The organism is Ochrobactrum quorumnocens (assembly GCF_002278035.1).
Lineage (GTDB): Bacteria > Pseudomonadota > Alphaproteobacteria > Rhizobiales > Rhizobiaceae > Brucella > Brucella quorumnocens.
The window spans coordinates 1447966-1464405 of record NZ_CP022604.1 but is presented as its reverse complement, the minus strand read 5'-3'; the positions used below and the strand labels follow the sequence as shown (position 1 = coordinate 1464405).

The following is a 16440-nucleotide window of genomic DNA, read 5'->3' as shown; positions in this document are numbered from 1 at the left end:
TGAAGCAGATCGGCGCTCTACCGCATCTTATTCGAAGCATAATCTTATCGATCCTCGGGTCACTCCGGTCGGATTATGTTCTAAATCTGAAGTCTCGATTTCAGCCAGTCGAGAACATAGAGGCGCAAGGCGGATGACAGGTTGATCGTGCGATCACGCTGTCCATCGATCCCGGCAATCAGTGATGCCACGGAAACCTGTCGTTTCTGTGCTATTTCTTCAAGGATTTCGAAGAACGGCTCTTCAAGCGTGTAGCTCGTGGCGTGGCCGCGAATAGTGACAGAGCGCTTTCGCAAGCGGGCTGACTGATTCACGTGTTCTCATCCGGTTTATCGCGCGAATCGAGCTTGTTGTTTGCGAGAAAGTTTTCGGTCTTACGGGTTTCTGCTTGCGCGAAATCTTTCTCGGCCTTGGTCCTGCCAAACAGAACTCTGTTCTGTTCAGCTTGCTTTTCCTTGGAGGCACGCGCCTTGTTCTTTTTGAACTGGCGCAGATTGATGATCTCACTCATGAATGCCTGCTGTAGCTAAGCCGCCAGAGGGATAACGGCCTCGACGCTTCTACTTTTCTGGGGTTTTCGGATTGGTGAACCACCATATCAGCAGTGAAAGTATCACGAGCAGAAGTAGTCCGAAAGTCATCTGCCACAGCGGAAAATTCGGCGCGTCTTTGGCGACAAAGAAGCCCGCAACGATGCCGCTAAACCATAAGACAATTTGAGCTATTAAACGCAGCATATTAAAACCGATCCAGATGAGTTGCCGTCGAGCCAGAACATTTCCAGTTTAAATTGAATCATTAGAAATGCTCTATCTTTTGTTTTTACGCACATCTTGTTCCGAAAACCCGTTCCCACTTTTCGGATGTGCTCCAGTATTTACAGAATAATAATCTGCACGCTTTGATTAAAGTCAATTACCATGCGATGGCCGATGACGAGTTAGAAATTTTAAAAACACAAAAAGCAAAACGCCGGCAGAAGTTTCTTCTACCGGCGCATAGAATGTTTCAGAATAAGATAAGACTTACTTTTTGCGGAAGGAGTCGAGCGAGACAACATCTGCAGACGGCTTGGGTTCCGTATCTTCTCCGTCAGCTGCTTCTTTATCCTTGGCGGCAGCATCTTCCTTCTCAGCCGCAGTCTTACGCGGCTTGGATTTTGATTTCGGCGACTTTGCCGGAGCTTCCTCAGAGGAGATCAGCTCAATCGAAGAAATATTGCTGCCTTCATCATTGTCGCTCGTCGGCTGGACAACGGACACATCGAATTCCAGCTCGAAATTCACTGATGGGTCATAGAAACCGCGAATAGCGGCGAAGGGGACTGTCAGCTTTTCAGGCACATCGCCGAAGGAAAGGCCGATTTCAAACAGCTGGTCCGTAACCAGCATGTCCCAGAACTGGTGCTGCAACACGACTGTCATCTGCTCAGGATATTTTTCCTTGAGGCGCGATGAAATGCGTACACCAGGCGCTCCCGTGAGGAACGTGATGAAGAAGTGGTGGTTTCCAGGCAAGCCAGTCGTCGCCACTTCCGCAAGAACCTTGCGAATGACGCCACGTAGGGCTTCCTGAGCTAGAATATCATAACGGATCAGGTCCTGTACCATATTTTGCTTATCCCACGGATTCGCGGGTTGATGTCAAGTTTGTTCTCAGGGGAATTGAAAATTATATCGTGAAAAAGCTCAACTCCCACGATGGTGGGACTGAAAGAGCAGTCAGGGCGCGAATTTGACGATGCTGAAAGGCAAAGTACGCAGCTTATGAGCGCTTACCAAAAGCCATCAGAAATGTACGCACGCCATTTATCGAGCTTTGCTCAATTATGGAATCGTCGATGCTTTGGCCTGTCAGGAGATGGTAATGGATATCGGCATTGATAAGCGCCAGATAGTGACGGGCAGCAAGGTCTGGGTCTTCGATCAGCAAATCGCCCGCAAGAGCAAGTCGCGCCAGATGGGCTGCAATAGCGGGCACACCTTGTGCGGGGCCTTTTGTGCTGCAAAGCTTTGCACCCAGTGGAAGAGCGTCCTCGTCGGATTGAAACACTTTGCGTAAAAATGCAGTCGAGGGATCATAAACGCAATTGCGACTCATCCTGATGGAGAAGGCGATAAGGTCGTCTTCAAGATTTTCGCTCGATTGCGGAAAGGTTGCGAGGACAGCAAAAAGGCTCGACATCATCCTGTCGAAAGCGTCATCCACAACGGCCGCCAACAGTGCTTCTTTATCACGATAGTGATTATAGATCGTCTGGCGAGATACACCGGCCTCACTGGCAATCAGATCGATACTCGCACCCTGAAAGCCATCGCGATAAAAAACGCGAGCAGCAGCGCAAAGAATGAAGTCGCGCTTCATGCATTGCCCCGGCTTGATGACCGTGGAACTCACCCCTTTGGGAAGGGTAGCGGGTCTATCCGATAGAACGGCGATATCGAGCATGTCAGTAGGTTTCATATCTTTAACATAAGACGACTTGACGGTTTGGACAATAGTGTCTAATTTTACAGTTGTGTCAAAACGGTTTTGACGATCCGTCCATTGTGGCGATTGCTACACTATTTTTAAAGGCTGGGATATCCGGTTGGGGGCCGGAAATGTCACGGAAATTATTAAAAATATGCAGCAGTAACATGTGGATAGAACATCTGTTGCGATATTTGGACTTTGGCTTTCCCATCCTCCCAAGCGGTGCCGCGGGCCTGAATGTGTCCAAAATCGCAACAGGCGACTCACGAAACATTGATGAAAGCGCTCCTCCCCATGACTTCTGGTCTCGTGCGCAATGCGATTATTCTCGGCCTTTTGTCCGCTATTGGTCCGTTTGCTATAGATATGTACCTGCCTGCACTACCGACAATCGCTTCAGATCTCCATGCGGAGACGAGCGCGGTGCAGATGAGTCTGCTTGCATTCTTTCTGGCATTGGCGCTGGCACAACTTTTCCTTGGACCTCTTTCCGACATGATCGGACGCAAGCTGCCGCTTTATGGCGGTCTGGTTCTGTTTTCCATCGGTAGTATCGGATCAGCCTTTGCATCGGATATTGATATTCTGGTGTTGTTCCGTTTTGTACAGGGCATTGGCGCTGCGTCCGGCTCCGTTATTCCACGCGCGATTGTGCGTGATTTGCACACCGGAGTGGATGCGGCACGCCTCATGTCTCTGCTGATGCTGGTTTTCTCCATCTCTCCAATTCTGGCACCACTCACCGGCTCTGTGCTGATCAGCTTTTTTGGATGGCGCAGCGTGTTCTGGGCGGTGTTTATTGCGGCGCTGATTGGCATTGCGCTTATTGGATCACTGCTCAAAGAGACACGTGGCGCGGAAGCGCGACTTGAGAGCAATATTAGTAGTGCGCTCAGCGGCTATGCGCGCCTGCTCAAAGACCGCTACTTCCTTGGCCTGGTAAGCATTGGCGGTTTTGGTATCTCGGCATTCTTCGTCTATCTGGCGAATTCATCCTTCGTGCTTATCGACCATTACGGTCTGACGCCGAGCCAATATGCGATCGCGTTCTCCGTCAATGCAGTGTCATTCTTCGCGGCTTCTCAGCTCAATGGGGTGCTTGGTGCACGCTTTGGACTGCGCCGTGTGGTCAAGATGGCAGTAACCGGCTTTGCCACATCCATGGTGGCGCTACTCGCAGTCATTCTGCTGGGCTATCAGTCGCTTTATGTGATGGCGGCGTTCCTGTTCGTCGGCTACGGCTTTTTAGGCTTGGTCATTCCGACAACGGCAGTGCTTGCGCTTGAAGATTATGGCGAGATCGCCGGAACTGCATCTGCATTGATGGGTACATTGCAGTTTGTCATTGGCGGTTTGGCCATTGCCGTGACGAGCGCTGTCTTCGACGGATCACCATTGCCGATGGTTGCTGGTATAGCGGCTTGTGCTGTCCTTGCATTCATCATCGCAATGATTGCACTTTCGTCCAAAACACAGCCAGCGGAGATAGAGGTAACGGAAACACAAGTGCCCGAAACCGAACCAGCTATCGTCTGACGTTGCTAAAGCGTGTCGCATTTCAAGTATGATCATGCGACGCGCTTTAAGCTTTATCCAGCGCGAAATGGCTTCGCCTTAAAAGGCCCGAAGACTAAAAATTCAATTGATGAGGGAAAGTGGAGGCTTCTGTTGCCAGGTGCCTCCGAACCCCGCCTTAAGGTGCTAACCCTAAGGGCTTTAGAGTGGGTTTCCCGCACCGCCATTAGGCAGCGAGAGCGTAACCCTGAGCTTTGTTGTCATTTGCAACTACTCAATTGACCCGATAACGGTGGTATCATGCCGAGCAAAAGAGCGATCTTTACACCCTTGTCGATCCTATTTCGCCCCCGCCACAGCACAACTTGCTTCTGAAGCATCTTGTGTTCTGGTGGAGGCGCCGGGTACCGCCCCCGGGTCCAATAGGTTTATTACATCGTCCATTTATCACCATAGTCAGCTTGCGCTGACACGCCGTATATAGGCGTCCTTCCTCGTGATTGGAAGAGGGTAGTTGTGATTTTACAGGTTGTTGGCGGCCGACTGGCTTCGCTTTTTGCGTTCATTTTTCATTGACAGCCAGCTTCCGCTGGTCAATCCTCGTGACACTATCGGTGCATGGCTTGATAGGGATCGAAATTCTCCGGCTCTGGCGGAGGTTTAAACGGGGCAAAGGCCCAATCGAAGGAGAGTGGATATATGAGTGAATATCTCGCGGATGTCCGTCGTTATGATGCTGGTGCAGATGAAGCCGTTGTCGAGAAGATCGTAAAGCATCTCGGTATTGCGCTGCGCAATCGCGATTCCTCTCTCGTTTCGGCGACGGACCCGGAAGAATTGAAGCGCGTTCGCGATAGCTGGGTGGCGAAAAAGCTCGGTGTTGCTGATGCTGCAAAAGCCGAAGAAGTGGTCAATCACGTGGCGGAAGTCATGAAGGGCGATCGCAACAAGCACCGCGTTACCTTCTATTATCTGGTAGCCAAGCAGCTCGGTAAGCTCGGCGACCTTTGATCTTTTTACTCCCCTGTGGAGTTTGAAACCTCGGTGCCTCGTCGCGCCGAGGTTTTTCTTTATAGTGGTGTCAAAACGAATCGGCCCGGAAAGTAATCCCTATGCGCACCTATCTCGACCTTCTCCAGCATGTGCTCGACAACGGTTCTGACCGTGGGGACCGCACCGGAACAGGCACGCGCTCGGTGTTCGGCTATCAGATGCGGTTCAATCTGGCCGAAGGCTTCCCGGTTCTGACGACGAAAAAGCTGCATCTGCGCTCAATCATCCATGAACTGCTGTGGTTTCTCAAAGGCGATACCAACATCGCTTATCTCAAGGAAAACGGCGTTTCGATATGGGATGAATGGGCCGATGAAAATGGTGATCTCGGTCCGGTCTATGGCTATCAGTGGCGTTCGTGGCCTGCACCAGATGGCCGCCACATTGACCAGATCGCGAATCTTTTAAAGATGTTGCGGGAAAATCCTAATTCACGACGTTTGATCGTCTCTGCGTGGAATCCGGCACTGGTCGATGAAATGGCTCTGCCGCCATGTCATTGCCTGTTCCAGTTTTATGTGTCGGACGGCAAGCTTTCCTGCCAGCTTTATCAGCGTTCGGCGGATATTTTCCTGGGCGTTCCGTTCAACATCGCATCCTACGCGCTGCTGACGATGATGATCGCGCAGGTGGCAGACCTTGAGCCGGGTGACTTCGTTCACACACTGGGCGACGCGCATATCTATTCCAACCATTTCGAGCAGGCGCGTCTGCAGCTTACCCGCACCCCGAAGCAGTTGCCGACGATGCGGATCAATCCAAATGTAAAAGACCTGTTTGATTTCCGTTTTGAGGATTTTGAACTTGTTGGATACGAAGCCGATCCAACGATCAAAGCTCCGATTGCGGTGTAAGACATGACAACTCGGAAGCCGATTGTATCGATCATCGTGGCTGCTGCTGAAAACAATGTCATTGGTCGTGACAACGACATGCCATGGAAGCTGTCGACCGATCTCAAGCGATTCAAGGCACTGACATTGGGCAAACCTGTCATCATGGGGCGCCGCACATGGGAGTCCATCGGTCGCCCTTTGCCGGGACGACCCAATATCGTTGTGACACGCGACGCCGCGTTTAGTGCGGAAGGCGCACTGGTTGTCGGTTCGCTTGAAGATGCAATAGATATCGGACGCAAGCTTGCAGCTGAGCTCAGTGTCGATGAAGTCTGCATTATTGGTGGTGGCAACATCTATGCTCAGGGGCTACCATTGGCAGATGTGGTGCATCTCACCCGCGTAGTGGCCACGGTCGATGGTGACACATATTTCCCTGAAATCGATTCGGAAATTTGGCAGGCCATTTCGACCGAGGACGTGCCCGCAGGTGAAAAAGATAGCCATCCAACACGCTATATTCGGTATGAACGGCGTGTTGCGTAAATTATAACGCAGGAAATTTGCCGCCTTACGTTGAAAGCGGCCCTCGCGATGCCTATAAAACGGTAACATTAGTTGATGACGGGAGGTGGCGCTTGCTTTCCCGTCTCCCGGACGAGAGGTGAGGATGCCCTGGAGTAATCAGAACGGCGGCGGTGGCCCATGGGGTGGCGGCGGCGATAATAATAACAATAACAATAATAACGGCGGCAACGGCGGCCCCTGGGGGCAGGGACCGAAAGGACCGCGCGGTGGTGGACAGAACACGCCGCCTGATCTCGAGGATATTCTTCGCAAAGGCCAGGACCGTCTGAAAAAGGTTTTCCCAGGTGGCGGCGGTGGCAAGGGCGGCAGCAATCGCGGCGTATTTTTCCTCATCGGTGCCGCGGTGCTGGGTTTTTGGCTTTTCCAGTCCATCTATACAGTACAGCCGGACGAGCTCGCAGTTGAACTGCGCTTTGGTAAGCCAAAGGCAGAGGTTTCGGAGCCGGGCTTGCATTTCCATTGGTGGCCGATCGAAACCTATGAAAAGGCGCAGATCGTCGAAAAGCAGATCAATATTGGCGGACAGGGCTCGCGTAACGCCACGCAGGGCTTGATGCTGACGGGTGATCAGAACATCGTCAACGTTCAGTTCTCGGTTCTTTACCGCGTATCCGACCCACGCGCTTATCTGTTTAACGTTGATAGCCCTGACTCGATGGTCCAGCAGGTTTCCGAGAGTGCGATCCGTGAGATCGTCGGCCGCAGGCCGGCTCAGGATGTCTTCCGTGACAATCGTGCAGCTATTGCGCAGAGCGTTCGCGAAATCGTTCAGGCTACGCTTGATCGGTATAATGCCGGTATTCAGGTGAATGCCGTTTCCATCGAAGATGCAGCGCCGCCACGCGAAGTGGCTGATGCCTTTGATGAAGTGCAGCGTGCGGAACAGGACGAAGATCGTTTCGTTGAAGAATCCAATCAGTACTCCAACCAGCGGCTTGGTCAGGCACGCGGTGAGGCAGCCCAGCTTCGCGAAGAAGCGGCAGCTTACAAAACCCGTGTCGTTCAGGAAGCAGAAGGTGAAGCACAGCGTTTTACCTCGGTTCTTGGTGAGTACCAGAAGTCGCCGGAAGTCACCCGTAACCGTCTTTTCCTTGAAACGATGGAACAGGTACTGAAGAGCACGAAGAAAGTTATCGTGGAACCCGGAAAAGATGTCGTGCCTTATCTGCCTCTGAATGAACTTATGCGTCAGCAACCGCGCCCCGGTGTAAACGCGACTACGACTGGCGGAGGTGCACAGTAATGGCTCAGAACAGGCTTCCGATTATTGGCGGTATCATTGCCGTCATCGTCTTCCTTCTCTACTCGGCGACGTTCATCGTCACCGAGCGCCAGCAGGCAATCGTACTGCGCTTCGGTCAGATCGTTGCCGTGAAGACCGAGCCGGGCATCTATTTCAAGCTGCCGTTCGGCTTCCTTGATGCAGATACAGTGCAGTTGATCGATGATCGTCTCCTGCGTTTCGACCTCGACGATATTCGCGTTCAGGTCTCGGGCGGCAAGTTCTATGACGTGGATGCATTCCTCGTCTATCGCATCACCGATGCCCGCAAGTTCCGTGAAACGGTTTCCGGTAGCACTTTGCTTGCCGAGCAGCGCCTGCGGACACGTCTTGATGCAGCATTGCGCGGCGTTTACGGTCAGCGTGGCTTTGAAGCGGCGCTTTCCGAAGAGCGTGGCGACATGATGCGTGAAGTAGCTAACCAGATGCGTGCCGATGCGACTTCACTTGGTCTGACCATTGAAGACGTTCGTATTCGTCGTACAGATCTGACTGCTGAAGTTTCGCAGCAGACCTATGACCGCATGAAGGCAGAACGTCTTGCCGAAGCAGAACGTCTCAGAGCTCGTGGTCGTGAAGCAGCTCAGCGTATCCGCGCTATTGCTGATCGTCAGGTTGTCGAAACATTGTCTGAAGCGCACAAGGAATCGGAAATCCTTCGCGGTGAAGGCGAAGCGCAGCGCAGTGAAATCTTCGCTCTGTCTGCCTCGAAAGATCCGGGCTTCTTCGCCTTCTATCGTTCGATGGCCGCGTATCGCGAAGCGCTGCAGACGCCCGACACAACGCTGGTACTTTCACCGGATTCGGAGTTCTTCAAGTTCTTCCGTGATGCTGGTGGAAAACTGGCAACGCCGTCGCAGTAAGAGAGATTATCGCAAATGAGCGATTTTCTAGCCGCCGTAGGACTTCTCTTCGTCTTCGAAGGGCTGCTCTACGGCGGCTTTCCTTTTTTCGCCAAGAAGCTTGCGCGGGATGCATCCGAGGCACCCGAAAGCATGTTGAGGATTGCAGGGCTTTCAGCGCTGGCAATCGGCGTCTTTATTGTCTGGCTTGTCAGGGGATAAGCCACTTCATCCGTTATATTTCTGCTCACCACTCTATGCGGGGCCGTAAACAGGCCGTATTTTGCAGCGATCTAATCCTTTCGATTTATTACCGCAGACAGAAACGGAGCAGAGCTTCATGGCAATTGCACCCAAGGCGGGATTTGCTCGCACCCTTTTAGCAACCGTAGCTCTTGGAGCGATGAGTTTTACAGGGACAGTGGCGATTGGCATGCCGCCAGCGGTTGCTCAGCAAGTTGGGGCACAACAGATTGCGCCGGTACGCCAAGGACCTGGCTCCGTGGCCGATCTTGCCGAAGGGCTCCTGGATGCGGTCGTAAACATTTCAACATCGCAGACAGTCAAGGAAGACGGCGAAGGCGATGGCGGCGTACCAATGCCGCAAGTGCCGGAAGGCTCACCTTTTCAGGAGTTCTTCAACGACTTCTTCAATGACAAGGATGGCAACAAGAGCAACGATTCGCGCAAAGTGCAGTCGCTTGGTTCCGGTTTTGTGATTGACGCCGAAAAAGGCTATATCGTCACGAACAACCACGTCATTGCCGATGCCGATGAAATCGAAGTGAATTTCGTTGATGGATCGAAGCTCAAGGCCGAGCTTGTCGGCAAAGATACAAAAACTGATCTCGCTGTGCTGAAAGTTGATCCGGCCAAACATAAGCTCACCGCTGTGCAGTTTGGTAATTCTGAGAAGGCGCGCATTGGCGATTGGGTTCTGGCGATCGGCAACCCGTTCGGCCTTGGTGGCACTGTTACAGCCGGTATCATTTCGGCCCGCAAGCGCGATATTCAGTCCGGTCCTTATGACGATTTCATCCAGACAGATGCCGCGATCAACCGGGGTAATTCCGGCGGTCCACTTTTCGATATGGATGGCAAGGTAATAGGCATCAATACGGCAATCTATTCGCCGTCGGGTGGTTCGATTGGTATTGGTTTTGCAATTCCTGCCGAAATGGCTGTCGGTGTCATCGATCAGCTGAAAGAGTTTGGCGAAGTGCGTCGTGGCTGGCTTGGTGTACGCCTGCAGCCGGTTACCGAAGATATTGCGCAGAGCCTTGGTCTAAAAGAAGCGAAGGGCGCGTTGATCGCCGGACTGATTGAAAATTCAGGCGTCGACAATACCGCCATCAAGGCTGGTGACGTTGTGATCCGCTATGATGGCAAGCCGGTTGAACGCGCGCGGGATCTGCCGCGTCTTGTGGCCGAAAGTGCTGTCGGTGATGAGGTTGATGTTGTTGTTGTTCGTGATGGTGAAGAGAAAACCATAAAGGTCAAACTCGGTCGTCTGGTTGAAGACGACAAGAGCACTGAAGCGGCGACAGAAGATCAGGCTCCTCCACCAGACATGGAAGAGGGCGAAGAGAGCGCAGAAGCGCCCGATGCGTCAAAACCCGATACTCAGAAAAAAGACCAGAAAGAGCAAGCCGCTACGACTGTGATGGGCATGAAGCTTGCGGAGATCAATGATGATGTTCGTGGTGAATTTGGCATCGCTGAAGATGTGGAAGGTGTTGCCGTGCTTTACGTCGCTCCGGGATCCGCTGCCGGTGAGAAGCGCGTCGAAACAGGTGACGTTATTGTCGATATCGGTCAGGTCACTGTGAAGACACCTGCTGATGTGAAGAAGCGGATTGATGCTTTGCGCCGCGAGGGCCGCAAGAATGCACTTCTGATGCTTGCTTCGCGTTCAGGCGAGCTGCGTTTCGTGACAATCCGCATCGATTAAGCTTTCGTCGCGTTACAAACAAAAAAGGCGTTGCGGTATATCGCAACGCCTTTTTTGTTTGTGTTCTGAATCGCTTAGGGGATTCCGTTACGAGTGCGATTCAGTCTTCGCAGGCTTGCCGATCCGGTAAACGACATGGCGCTTGAGATGTGGCGTCTCGTCCGGCACGCGCGGATGATCGAAGTCGCTGGCCGCATCGCGAACCATGTTGATGCGCTGCATGACTGATGTCGAGCGGTCGTTGTTGAAGACCGCGAAGGACACGACTTCAGGCAGTTCTAATGCTTCGAAGGCATAGGCAAGCAGCGCTTTGCTTGCTTCCGTCACATAGCCTTTGCCCCAGAATGGCCGCGCGAGACGCCAGCCAATTTCCACAGTGCCGTTTGGGAAATATGGTTCCAGATCGGTGCGTGCCAGCCCCGCAAAGCCGATGCATTGTCCGCTTTGTTTTTCTTCGAGAGCGTAAAAGCCCAAGCCGGTTTCTGCGATCATGGTTTGAAGAAGCTCGAACAGCTTATCCGATTCAGCACGATTGCGGCGGAACGGAAAGAAACGCATTACCTCATCATCGGAGTTGATTACGTGAAGCAGTTCACGGTCACGATCTTCCCAATTACGGATAGTGAGGCGAGGCGTTTCCAAGATGATCATTCAACGAAATCCGATTTGCGATAGCCCTGGATATAGAGGAGGGCGGTCAGATCGCCATGGTCAATGCGTACCTTGGCCTGAGTTGCGACTGCAGGTTTTGCATGAAGGGCAACGCCTGTGCCTGCAAGTTGGATCATGCCAAGGTCGTTGGCACCATCACCCACCGCGATAGCGTCCTGTGGCGTAAGACCGAGACGATCGGCGATCTCAACGAGCTTTTCAACTTTCGCTTCGCGTCCAAGAATCGGATCGGAAACGCTGCCGCTCAAATGTGCGCCATCGTGAAGGAGCGTGTTAGCGCGATCTTCATTAAAGCCGATCATTTCCGCAACGCGACGTGTAAACGAGGTAAAGCCCCCGGACACCAGCGCGGTATATGCGCCGTGCTTGCGCATGGTACGCACCAGTTCAACACCACCTGGCATTAGTGAGATGCGGGTGGAGATAACCTTGTCGATGACCGACAGTGGCAGGCCCTTAAGCAGAGCAACGCGTTCACGAAGTGCTGGCTCGAACTCGCTCTCGCCGTTCATGGCGCGCGCGGTGATGGCTGCAACGTGCTCACGCAAGCCAGCTTCTTCGGCCAGCTCGTCGATGCATTCCTGCTGGATCATGGTGGAATCCATGTCCGCAATCAGAATTTTCTTGCGTCGGCTATCTTGTTCCTGCACCACCACATCGACAGGCGCACCACCGAGAGAAGCGCGCAGTGTGTTTTCTGCTTCTTCGCGGGTGATCCCCGAGGCAAGTGGTATGTCGCAGGCGATGCCGTCAGCCAGCCAATAAAGTCCGGTTGCATTCACTGCGGCCGAGGCTTTAATCCCCAGCGATGGAACAAGCAGCGCTTTGGCCGGATTGGCAACCAGTGTAGCAATGAGGGAAACGGATCGGGACATGAGGAGCATTTCCTGCGATGAGTGAAGCGGCAAAGGATGCAATCCTGATAGCTGGCCCGACGGCCAGCGGCAAGTCGGCTCTTGCTCTTCATATGGTAAAGAAAACTGGCGGCTTCATCGTGAATGCCGATTCCATGCAGGTTTATGATGTGCTCGACCTGTTGAGTGCACGCCCGCAATCTGATGAGTTGCGTGAGGCTGAGCATTATCTTTATGGGCACGTGGCCCCATCCATTTCCTATTCCACCGGCAAATGGTTCGCCGATGTGGAGGCCCTGCTATCGCGTTCTGATCTCAAGGGGCGGGTGCCAATTTTTGTCGGCGGTACGGGGCTCTATTTTAAGGCGCTGCTGGGCGGGCTTTCTCAAATGCCGGAAGTGCCTGCTAATATACGTGATCATTGGCGCGGCCGGATGAGCGAAGAGGGGGCGGAGGCCCTTCACGTGATGCTCAAGGAGCGTGATCCTGAGATAGCGGCGACGCTCCGACCGACCGATAGTCAGCGTATCGTTCGCGCATTGGAAGTGTTTGAAGGGACCGGCAAGTCTCTACTACACTGGCAGAAGGCGACGGGCACGGCGCTGGTAGACGATGCGAGCGCGACCAAGATCGTGCTGTTGCCTGATCGCAAGTGGTTGGGTGAGCGGATTGCCCTACGCTTCAATTTCATGTGGGGTCACGGTGCGCTTGATGAAGTGCGCGCATTGATGGCGCTTGATCTTGATCCGGCACTGCCAGCGATGAAGGCAATCGGCGTGCGTGAGATCGCGGCATTCTTTGCCTGCGAGATGACACGTGAAGCAGCCATTGAGCGCTCCGTTATCGCCACTCGCCAATATGCTAAGCGGCAATCGACATGGTTCCGGAATCAGCTGGATGATAGCTGGAATACGTATAATTCCGGTGCTGAAGCGCTTGATAGGCAATAATCTTATCGAGAAAGGGGCTTCGACAGAAGAAAATATCGCGCTTGATGAATTTATGCGTTGACGGCGCGATTTTCGCTGATTAGTCTCCCGACCATGAACAGAACAGCTCTTATTCTTGTGGTACGAATGCGCATGGGCAGGATGGTGTAACCATCCGGCGAAAGCTCCCATGCGCGAAAGACAGGCTCCCTCGGGGGCCTTTTTTGTTATCTAAACACCAACGAAATTGAATATGTAAAGCAGACGGGAAGTGACGACGATGACGGCAGCAAAAAGCGAGGCGGCGACGATCTCCGCAGGGCAACGCGAAATGACCGGCGCAGAAATGGTGGTTCAGGCTATGATCGATCATGGCGTGGAACATCTTTTTGGCTATCCGGGTGGCGCTGTGCTGCCGATCTATGACGAACTCTTCCAGCAGGACAAGGTTCAGCACATTCTGGTTCGCCACGAACAGGGTGCAGGTCATGCGGCTGAAGGCTACGCCCGTTCAACCGGCAAGGTTGGCGTTATGCTGGTTACATCCGGTCCTGGGGCCACAAATGCAGTGACGCCATTGCAGGATGCGTTGATGGATTCCATCCCGCTGGTCTGCATTTCCGGTCAGGTTCCAACATCGCTCATCGGTTCTGATGGTTTTCAGGAAGCCGATACCGTTGGCATCACGCGTCCTTGCACCAAACATAACTGGCTGGTTCGTGACGTTAATGACCTCTCGCGCGTTCTTCACGAAGCTTTCCATATCGCTTCCACGGGTCGTCCGGGTCCGGTTCTGGTCGATATTCCTAAGGACATTCAGTTTGCAACCGGTATCTATACGCCACCGCAAACAACTCCGCGCACCAGCTATCGTCCGACAGTTGAAGGCGACAAGTCGGCGATCGCACAAGCGGTTGAAATGCTGCTGACTGCCAAGAAGCCAATTATCTATTCGGGCGGTGGCGTTATCAATTCTGGTCCTGCCGCAACAAAACTGCTGCGCGAACTGGTTGAAATCAGCAATTTCCCAATTACCTCGACCTTGATGGGATTGGGTGCCTATCCGGCATCGGGCAAGAACTGGCTCGGCATGCTGGGTATGCATGGTACATACGAAGCCAACATGACTATGCATGATTGCGATGTTATGCTGTGTGTTGGTGCACGTTTTGACGACCGTATCACCGGCCGCCTCAACGCTTTTGCCCCGCATTCGCGCAAGATTCACATCGATATCGACCCATCTTCGATCAACAAGAATGTTCGAGTTGATGTTCCGATCATCGGTGATGTCGCGCATGTTCTAGAAGATATCGTTCGCCAGTTCCGCGCATCCGACAAGAAGCCGGAGAAGAAGGCAATTGGTGCCTGGTGGGAGCAGATCGACCGCTGGCGTGCGCGCAACTCACTGGCTTATGCGCCGAACAAAGACGTCATCATGCCGCAATATGCGTTGGAACGTCTGAATGAACTGACCAAGGGCCGTAATACCTACATCACCACTGAAGTTGGCCAGCATCAGATGTGGGCTGCCCAGTTCATGGAATTTGATGAGCCGAACCGTTGGATGACATCGGGTGGTTTGGGCACGATGGGCTATGGCCTGCCTGCTGCACTTGGCGTGCAGATAGCGCATCCTGATGCACTGGTTATCGATATTGCGGGTGATGCATCGATCCAGATGTGCATTCAGGAAATGTCGGCTGCGATCCAGTTTGAAGCTCCGATCAAGATCTTCATCCTGAACAACCAGTATATGGGCATGGTACGCCAATGGCAGCAGTTGTTGCACGGCAACCGCTTGTCGCATTCCTACACCGAAGCAATGCCTGACTTCGTGAAGCTTGCAGAGGCCTATGGTGCGCATGGCATACGTTGCGATAAACCAGCTCAGCTCGATGATGCGATCATGGAAATGATCGAGATCAAAAAGCCGGTCATTTTTGATTGCCGCGTTGCCAATCTCGCCAACTGCTTCCCGATGATCCCATCCGGCAAGGCACATAATGAAATGCTGCTGCCTGATGAAGCGACCGATGAAGCCGTTGCTAACGCCATTGACGCCAAGGGCCGCGCCCTAGTCTGACCCGGAGATAAGAAAATGAACGCACAAAATCTAGCATCCGGCTCGGCATATTTCATTGCGGCGGATACGCAAACACCGGAAACCCATACGCTTTCCGTTCTCGTTGACAATGAGCCGGGCGTCCTTGCTCGCGTCATCGGCTTGTTTTCAGGTCGTGGCTACAACATCGAAAGCCTTACGGTTTCTGAAACCGAGCACGAGCAGCACCTGTCGCGCATTACAATCGTTACGCGCGGCACGCCAAATGTGCTTGATCAGATCCGTCATCAGCTCGAGCGTATCGTTCCTGTGCATCGCGTGGTTGATATGACCCACCGCGCTGTTGAGCTTGGCCATGAACGTCCAATTGAACGTGAGCTTGCTCTGATCAAGGTGGCGGGCAAGGGTGAAGCACGTGCGGAAACGTTGCGTTTGACCGATGCCTTCAACGCCAAGATCGTTGATGCGACGACAGAGCATTTTATTGTCGAGATTACCGGTAAGACCGCCAAGATCGATCAGTTCATTACGCTGATGAAACCGCTCGGTCTGGTGGAGATTTGCCGAACCGGCGTGGCCGCGATGAACCGCGGTCCTCAGGGGCTATAAGAAGCAAGTCAGATCGAGACAATATCGGTTAAAACCGGCACAATGTTTCGATTGTGCCGGTTTTTTATTGAGCTAATTTGTCTCTATAAATCAGGTCAAACTAATGTCTCTTGAAATCTTCCTTGCGCTTCTCGTGTTTGCATTTGTCTCGTCGGTTACGCCCGGTCCCAACAATCTGATGCTGCTCGCATCAGGGGTGAACTTTGGTTTTCGGCGCACAATTCCGCATATGCTGGGAATAGGTGTAGGCTTTTTCATTCTGTTGCTGGCGGTTGGCTTTGGTCTGGGCGCACTGATCGAAACGGTGCCGTCGTTTTATACGTCGCTTAAGTTCGCCGGCGGCGCCTACATGCTTTATCTCGCCTGGAAAATTGCTACGTCGCGCTCGATTGGTGAGTCCAAAAATAGCAATAGCGGCGAGCCGATGACATTCTTTCAGGCGGCTGCATTTCAGTGGGTGAACCCGAAAGCCTGGGTGATGGCGATTACCGGTATCGCCACTTATGCCAACCATGACAATTACTACGTAGCTGTACTTCTGGTGAGCGCCGCTTTCGCGATTGTCAATTTGCCGAGTGTATCCGTGTGGGCAGGTTTCGGCACTTTGCTGCGCAACTGGCTTTCCGATCCCGTTCGATTGAAATGGTTTAATCTTACCATGGCTTTGCTGCTCATTCTGAGCTTGTGGCCGATGTTAAAATGACGATGTAACGTTTTATTTTACGCGCATCTTATCAGAAAAGCATTTCACACTTTTCGGGATGCGCTT

The 16440-nt window shown here is 52.9% G+C and carries 18 protein-coding genes and 1 other RNA gene; 12 read left to right on the top strand and 7 right to left on the bottom strand.

Features of this window, described 5'->3' with window-relative positions:
- Positions 1-80 precede the first annotated feature (80 nt).
- The 4 genes from CES85_RS16605 to CES85_RS16590 form a co-directional block, all read right to left on the bottom strand.
- A complete protein-coding gene (locus tag CES85_RS16605) occupies positions 81-314 on the bottom strand; it encodes a ribbon-helix-helix domain-containing protein (RefSeq protein ID WP_095446940.1) in 234 nt (77 codons plus the stop codon).
- Positions 311-511 (bottom strand): DUF4169 family protein, encoded by a 201-nt coding sequence (locus CES85_RS16600; RefSeq protein WP_095446939.1) that lies wholly within the window; start codon positions 509-511, stop codon positions 311-313. The genes CES85_RS16605 and CES85_RS16600 overlap by 4 nt, the downstream gene beginning before the upstream one ends.
- A 514-nt stretch (positions 512-1025) precedes the next feature.
- Positions 1026-1610, bottom strand: a complete 585-nt coding sequence (locus tag CES85_RS16595) for an SspB family protein (protein ID WP_095446938.1) — start codon at positions 1608-1610, stop codon at positions 1026-1028.
- Positions 1611-1764: 154 nt separating this feature from the next.
- Complete coding sequence (locus CES85_RS16590; protein WP_095446937.1) at positions 1765-2463, bottom strand: TetR/AcrR family transcriptional regulator; 699 nt, start codon at positions 2461-2463, stop codon at positions 1765-1767.
- Between the two features lie 306 nt (positions 2464-2769).
- On the opposite strand from CES85_RS16590, the gene CES85_RS16580 reads away from it, so the two are divergent.
- The gene (locus tag CES85_RS16580; RefSeq protein ID WP_095447927.1) at positions 2770-4011 is read left to right on the top strand and encodes a multidrug effflux MFS transporter; all 1242 of its coding nucleotides are present in this window, start codon (positions 2770-2772) and stop codon (positions 4009-4011) included.
- A 118-nt stretch (positions 4012-4129) separates the two neighbouring features.
- Here the strand turns inward: CES85_RS16580 and ssrA are convergent.
- Positions 4130-4500, bottom strand: a transfer-messenger RNA (tmRNA) gene (gene ssrA, locus CES85_RS16575).
- Between the two features lie 189 nt (positions 4501-4689).
- On the opposite strand from ssrA, the gene CES85_RS16570 reads away from it, so the two are divergent.
- From CES85_RS16570 to CES85_RS16540, 7 genes are all read left to right on the top strand, one after another.
- Positions 4690-5001 (top strand): DUF2853 family protein, encoded by a 312-nt coding sequence (locus tag CES85_RS16570; RefSeq protein ID WP_095446935.1) that lies wholly within the window; start codon positions 4690-4692, stop codon positions 4999-5001.
- Positions 5002-5102: 101 nt separating this feature from the next.
- The gene (locus CES85_RS16565) at positions 5103-5897 is read left to right on the top strand and encodes a thymidylate synthase (protein WP_095446934.1); all 795 of its coding nucleotides are present in this window, start codon (positions 5103-5105) and stop codon (positions 5895-5897) included.
- Between the two features lie 3 nt (positions 5898-5900).
- Positions 5901-6425 (top strand): dihydrofolate reductase, encoded by a 525-nt coding sequence (locus tag CES85_RS16560; protein WP_095446933.1) that lies wholly within the window; start codon positions 5901-5903, stop codon positions 6423-6425.
- 124 nt (positions 6426-6549) lie between these two features.
- A complete protein-coding gene (gene hflK, locus CES85_RS16555) occupies positions 6550-7710 on the top strand; it encodes an FtsH protease activity modulator HflK (protein ID WP_095446932.1) in 1161 nt (386 codons plus the stop codon).
- Positions 7710-8612, top strand: a complete 903-nt coding sequence (hflC, locus tag CES85_RS16550) for a protease modulator HflC (RefSeq protein ID WP_095446931.1) — start codon at positions 7710-7712, stop codon at positions 8610-8612. Before hflK ends, hflC begins: the two co-directional genes overlap by 1 nt.
- A 15-nt stretch (positions 8613-8627) precedes the next feature.
- Complete coding sequence (locus tag CES85_RS16545) at positions 8628-8813, top strand: DUF2065 domain-containing protein (RefSeq protein WP_007875705.1); 186 nt, start codon at positions 8628-8630, stop codon at positions 8811-8813.
- Between the two features lie 118 nt (positions 8814-8931).
- A complete protein-coding gene (locus tag CES85_RS16540) occupies positions 8932-10542 on the top strand; it encodes a Do family serine endopeptidase (RefSeq protein ID WP_095446930.1) in 1611 nt (536 codons plus the stop codon).
- 87 nt (positions 10543-10629) lie between these two features.
- Here the strand turns inward: CES85_RS16540 and CES85_RS16535 are convergent, their stop codons facing one another.
- Both CES85_RS16535 and serB read right to left on the bottom strand, forming a co-directional pair.
- Positions 10630-11193, bottom strand: coding sequence for a GNAT family N-acetyltransferase (locus tag CES85_RS16535; protein ID WP_095446929.1), 564 nt, complete (start codon positions 11191-11193; stop codon positions 10630-10632).
- Positions 11190-12089: a phosphoserine phosphatase SerB gene (gene serB, locus CES85_RS16530; protein ID WP_095446928.1), complete on the bottom strand. Its 900-nt coding sequence runs from the start codon at positions 12087-12089 to the stop codon at positions 11190-11192. The genes CES85_RS16535 and serB overlap by 4 nt, the downstream gene beginning before the upstream one ends.
- 17 nt (positions 12090-12106) lie before the next feature.
- Between serB and miaA the strand changes: the two genes are divergently transcribed.
- The 4 genes from miaA (at position 12107) to CES85_RS16505 (ending at position 16374) form a co-directional block, all read left to right on the top strand.
- Positions 12107-13018: a tRNA (adenosine(37)-N6)-dimethylallyltransferase MiaA gene (miaA, locus tag CES85_RS16525; RefSeq protein WP_095446927.1), complete on the top strand. Its 912-nt coding sequence runs from the start codon at positions 12107-12109 to the stop codon at positions 13016-13018.
- A 259-nt stretch (positions 13019-13277) separates the two neighbouring features.
- Complete coding sequence (locus tag CES85_RS16515; RefSeq protein ID WP_191793743.1) at positions 13278-15083, top strand: acetolactate synthase 3 large subunit; 1806 nt, start codon at positions 13278-13280, stop codon at positions 15081-15083.
- A gap of 15 nt (positions 15084-15098) precedes the next feature.
- On the top strand, positions 15099-15671 hold the full coding sequence (gene ilvN / locus CES85_RS16510; protein WP_095446926.1) for an acetolactate synthase small subunit: 573 nt from the start codon (positions 15099-15101) through the stop codon (positions 15669-15671).
- 103 nt (positions 15672-15774) lie between these two features.
- Positions 15775-16374 carry a LysE family translocator gene (locus CES85_RS16505; protein ID WP_095446925.1) on the top strand — a complete coding sequence of 200 codons (600 nt, stop codon included), beginning with the start codon at positions 15775-15777 and terminating at the stop codon, positions 16372-16374.
- Positions 16375-16440: the final 66 nt, after the last annotated feature.